We start from the raw sequence: 4,457 nt of genomic DNA on the forward strand, positions 1-4,457 counted from the left end.
CAGGTCGGTTCGCCACTGGAGCTGTATCACCAGCCGGCCAACCTGTTTGTCGCCGGGTTCCTCGGCACGCCGAAAATGGGCTTTCTCAAAGGCAAGGTCAGCCGCATCGAGGCTCAGGGCTGCGAAGTCGAACTGGACGCCGGCACCCGCATCCGCCTGCCCCTCAGTGGCGCGAGCTTGAGCGTCGGCAGCCCGATCACCCTGGGCATTCGTCCAGAGCACCTGAACCTGGCGCAAGCCGGCGACTGCACCTTGCAGGTCACCGCCGACGTCAGCGAACGCCTGGGCAGCGACACCTTCTGCCACGTCCTGACCGCCTCCGGCGAAGCCCTGACCATGCGCATCCGCGGCGACCTGGCCAGCCGTTATGGCGAGAAATTGAGCCTGCACCTGGACGCTGAACACTGCCATTTATTCGATGCCGACGGTGTAGCCGTTACCCGACCACTGCGCGCCGCCGCCTGATCACCGAGAGCTCACGATGAAATTGAAAAAAACCAACCTCAGCCGTCTGCCGCCCGAAGTGGCGGTGCCTTCCTACTCCCTCGCGGATACCCGGCAAGGCATGGTGCATATTGGTGTCGGCGGTTTTCACCGGGCCCATCAGGCGTATTACACCGACGCCTTGATGAATACCGGAGAAGGCCTCGACTGGAGCATCTGCGGGTTCGGCCTGCGGCCCGAGGATCGCCGCGCCAGGAATGACCTGGCCGGCCAGGATTACCTGTTCACCCTCTTTGAACTGGGCGACAGCGACGCCGCCCAGGTGCGAGTGATCGGCGCCATCAACGATATGCTGCTGGCCGAAGACGGTGCCGATGCGCTGATCGACAAGCTCTCCAGTCCGGATATTCGCATCGTCTCGCTGACCATCACCGAAGGCGGCTATTGCATCGACGACAGCAGCGGCGAGTTCATGGCGCACCTGCCGCAGATCCAGCATGATCTGGCTCATCCGGACGCTCCGAAAACCGTGTTCGGTTTCCTTTGCGCCGCCCTGGCCAGGCGCCGTGCCGCCGGCGTCCCGGCCTTCACCCTGATGTCCTGCGATAACCTGCCGCACAACGGCGCGGTGGCCCGCAAGGCGCTGCTGGCCTTTGCCGCCCTGCGCGATGCCGACCTGTACGACTGGATCGGCGCCCATGTCAGCTTCCCCAATGCCATGGTCGATCGCATCACGCCCATGACCAGCGCCGCCCATCTCCAGCAACTGTACGATGAACACGGCATCGACGATGCCTGGCCGGTGGTCTGCGAGCCCTTTGCGCAATGGGTGCTGGAAGACAAGTTCGTCAACGGTCGTCCGGCCTGGGAAAAGGTCGGCGTGCAGTTCACCGACGACGTCACGCCTTACGAAGAAATGAAGATCAAACTGCTCAATGGCAGCCATCTGGCCCTGACTTACCTGGGGTTTCTCAAGGGCTATCGCTTCGTTCACGAGACCATGAACGATCCGCTGTTCGTGCGTTACATCCGCGCCTATATGGACCTCGATGTCACGCCGCAACTGGCGCCGGTGCCGGGGATCGATTTGACCCGGTACAAAGACACCCTGATAAAGCGCTTTTCCAACCAGGCGATTGCCGATCAGCTGGAACGCGTCTGCTCCGATGGATCGTCCAAGTTTCCCAAATTCACCGTGCCGACCATCAATCGTTTGATTGCGGACGGTCAGGAGACTGAGCGTGCGGCGCTGATGGTTGCCGCGTGGGCGCTGTACCTGAAAGGGGTCGATGAGAATGGCCAGCGCTATGGCATTGCGGATCCGCGGGCCGAGTTCTGTCAGGGGTTGGTGGCGGATGATGGGTTGATCACTCAGCGGGTGCTCGGGGTTGAGGAGATTTTTGGTGCGGCGATTCCCGAGTCGGCACAGTTCGTGGCGGCGTTTGAGCGGTGCTTCAACAGCTTGCGCGAGGACGGGGTGACCAGGACGCTGGAGCGGGTGTTGGCTAATCCGTAGCAGGCTGCGTTCGGCTCGCGGGGGATTGGCGTTCATGGGAATTACACAGGCTCGACTATGGCAAACCAAAAACTCTTCCTCGGTATCGACTGTGGCACCCAGGGCACCAAAGCCATTGTCCTCGACTCGGTCAGTGGCAAGGTCCTGGGCCAGGGCGCTGCCGCCCATAGCATGCTCAGCGGCGCTAATGGCCGTCGCGAGCAGGACACCGCGCAGTGGCTGGACGCATTCATCCTCGCCACCCGCCAGGCATTGCTCGCAGCGCAAGTCAGCGGCCAGCAGATCCTCGGCATCGGCGTCTCAGGCCAGCAACACGGCCTGGTTCTGCTCGACCAGCAAGGTAAAGTGCTGCGCCCAGCCAAGCTCTGGTGCGATACAGAGTCCACCGCGCAGAACGCTCGACTGCTGACTCATCTGGGCGGCGAAAGCGGTTCGCTGGAACGCCTAGGCGTGGTCATCGCGCCAGGTTATACGGTGTCGAAACTGCTTTGGACCAAAGAACAGCAGCCTGAGGCTTTTGCGCAGATCGCAAGCATCTTGTTGCCCCACGACTACCTCAACTACTGGCTGACCGGCCGCCGTTGCGCCGAATATGGCGATGCCTCGGGCACCGGTTATTTCAATGTGCGCAGTCGTGAATGGGACGTGGCATTGCTCAACCATATCGACCCCGACGGTCGCCTGGTGTCCGCTTTGCCGCCCTTGATTGAATCCCATATGCCTGTGGGCACTCTTCTTCCCGAGATCGCCGAGCAGTTGGGCCTCAACCCCAAGGCACTGGTCTCCAGCGGCGGCGGTGACAACATGCTGGGCGCCATCGGCACCGGCAACATCCAGCCCGGTGCAATCACCATGAGCCTCGGTTCCTCCGGCACCGTGTATGGCTATGCCGAACGACCACAGGTCAGCCCGGATGCGACGGTGGCCACTTTCTGCTCATCCACGGGCGGCTGGCTGCCGCTGATCTGCACCATGTACCTGACCAACGCCACCGGGGTAATTCGCGAATTGCTGGGGCTGGACATCGAGCGCTTCAACCAGTTGGTCGAAGAGGCACCCATCGGTGCCGAAGGCGTGTGCATGCTGCCGTTCCTCAACGGCGAACGGGTCCCCGCCCTGCCCCATGCCAGCGCGAGCCTGCTGGGCTTGACCATGACCAACCTGACCCCGGCCAACCTGTGCCGCGCCGTGGTTGAAGGCACCACCTTCGGCTTGCGGTATGGCCTGGATCTGCTGCGCAACAGCGGCTTGCAGAGCCGCAGCATTCGATTGATTGGCGGCGGCTCGAAAAGTCCGATGTGGCGCCAGATGGTCGCCGATATCATGAACACCCCGGTGGTCTGCACCGAACAAAGCGAGGCCGCCGCCTTGGGTGCGGCGATTCAGGCGGCCTGGTGCCAATCCTTGGCCAGCGGATCGGAACAAGGCCTGCCTGAACTCTGCGAACGCTGTGTCAGCCTCGATTCCGCCAGCGAAACCTTACCCGTCGCAGCCAACGTGGCTGCCTATCAACAGGCCTACGAACGCTATCAACAGCATGTAGCGAACCTTTAAAGAGCGAACGACTATGTATCTGGTATGTGGCGAAGCGCTGTTCGATTTCTTCAGTGAAAACGACGCCAGCGCTCAGGCTTCAAAAGTGAACTACAAAGCGATTGCCGGCGGTTCGCCGTTCAACGTCGCCGTCGGGCTGCGGCGCCTGGGCATCGACGTGGCGCTGTTCGCCGGGTTGTCCACCGACTACCTGGGCCGGCGTTTACAGCAAGTGCTGCAGGAGGAAGGCGTGCGCCCGGACTACCTGCAGGAATTCGATGCACCGACCACCCTGGCCATGGTCGCCGTCGGCGCCAATGGCTCGCCGCATTACAGTTTCCGCGGCGAAGGCTGCGCCGATCGCCAGCTGTTGCCGGGGCATTTGCCTGAGTTGGGCACTGAGGTGCGCGGGTTGCATATCGGCTCGTTCTCGCTGGTGGTGCAGCCGATTGCCGACACCCTGCTGGCCCTGGTCCGCCGCGAAAGCGGTAAACGCCTGATCAGCCTCGACCCCAACGTGCGACTCAACCCTGAGCCGAATATCGAACGGTGGCGCGAACGCATCGGTACTCTGGTCGAGCATGCCGACCTGATCAAGGTCAGTGACGAAGACCTGACCCTGCTCTACCCCGAGCGCGATCCGCAGAGCGTGATCGAAGGCTGGCTGGAACACCGCTGCCAGCTGGTATTCCTGACCCGTGGCGGCCAGGGCGCGACCGTGTTCAGCCGCCGCCATGGCACCTGGTCGGTGCCGGCCCGTGCCGTGGTGATGGCCGATACCGTGGGCGCCGGCGACACCTTCCAGGCGGCATTGATCGCCTGGCTGACCGAACAGCAGCTGGATTCGGTGGAGGGCTTGCAGCGCTTGAGTCGCGAACAGATCGACGGCATGCTCAGCTTCGCCGTCAGCGCCGCCGCCCTGACCTGCGGCAAGACCGGGCCGGACTTGCCTTATCGGCATCAG

4 protein-coding genes are annotated in these 4,457 nt (G+C 62.7%); all 4 read left to right on the forward strand.

The features are described 5' to 3' along the window. The coding region (locus F8N21_RS29890; RefSeq protein WP_150645546.1) for a TOBE domain-containing protein at nt 1-465 on the forward strand (465 nt) is incomplete at its 5' end. A gap of 16 nt (nt 466-481) precedes the next feature. Next, nucleotides 482-1,960, forward strand: coding sequence for a mannitol dehydrogenase family protein (locus tag F8N21_RS29895; RefSeq protein WP_150645547.1), 1,479 nt, complete (start codon nt 482-484; stop codon nt 1,958-1,960). A gap of 57 nt (nt 1,961-2,017) precedes the next feature. Then, nucleotides 2,018-3,514, forward strand: coding sequence for a xylulokinase (gene xylB / locus F8N21_RS29900; protein ID WP_150645548.1), 1,497 nt, complete (start codon nt 2,018-2,020; stop codon nt 3,512-3,514). A 13-nt stretch (nt 3,515-3,527) separates the two neighbouring features. Then, the coding region (locus tag F8N21_RS29905) for a carbohydrate kinase family protein (protein ID WP_150645549.1) at nt 3,528-4,457 on the forward strand (930 nt) is incomplete at its 3' end.

Source organism: Pseudomonas fluorescens, assembly GCF_902497895.1.
GTDB lineage: Bacteria > Pseudomonadota > Gammaproteobacteria > Pseudomonadales > Pseudomonadaceae > Aquipseudomonas > Aquipseudomonas fluorescens_BP.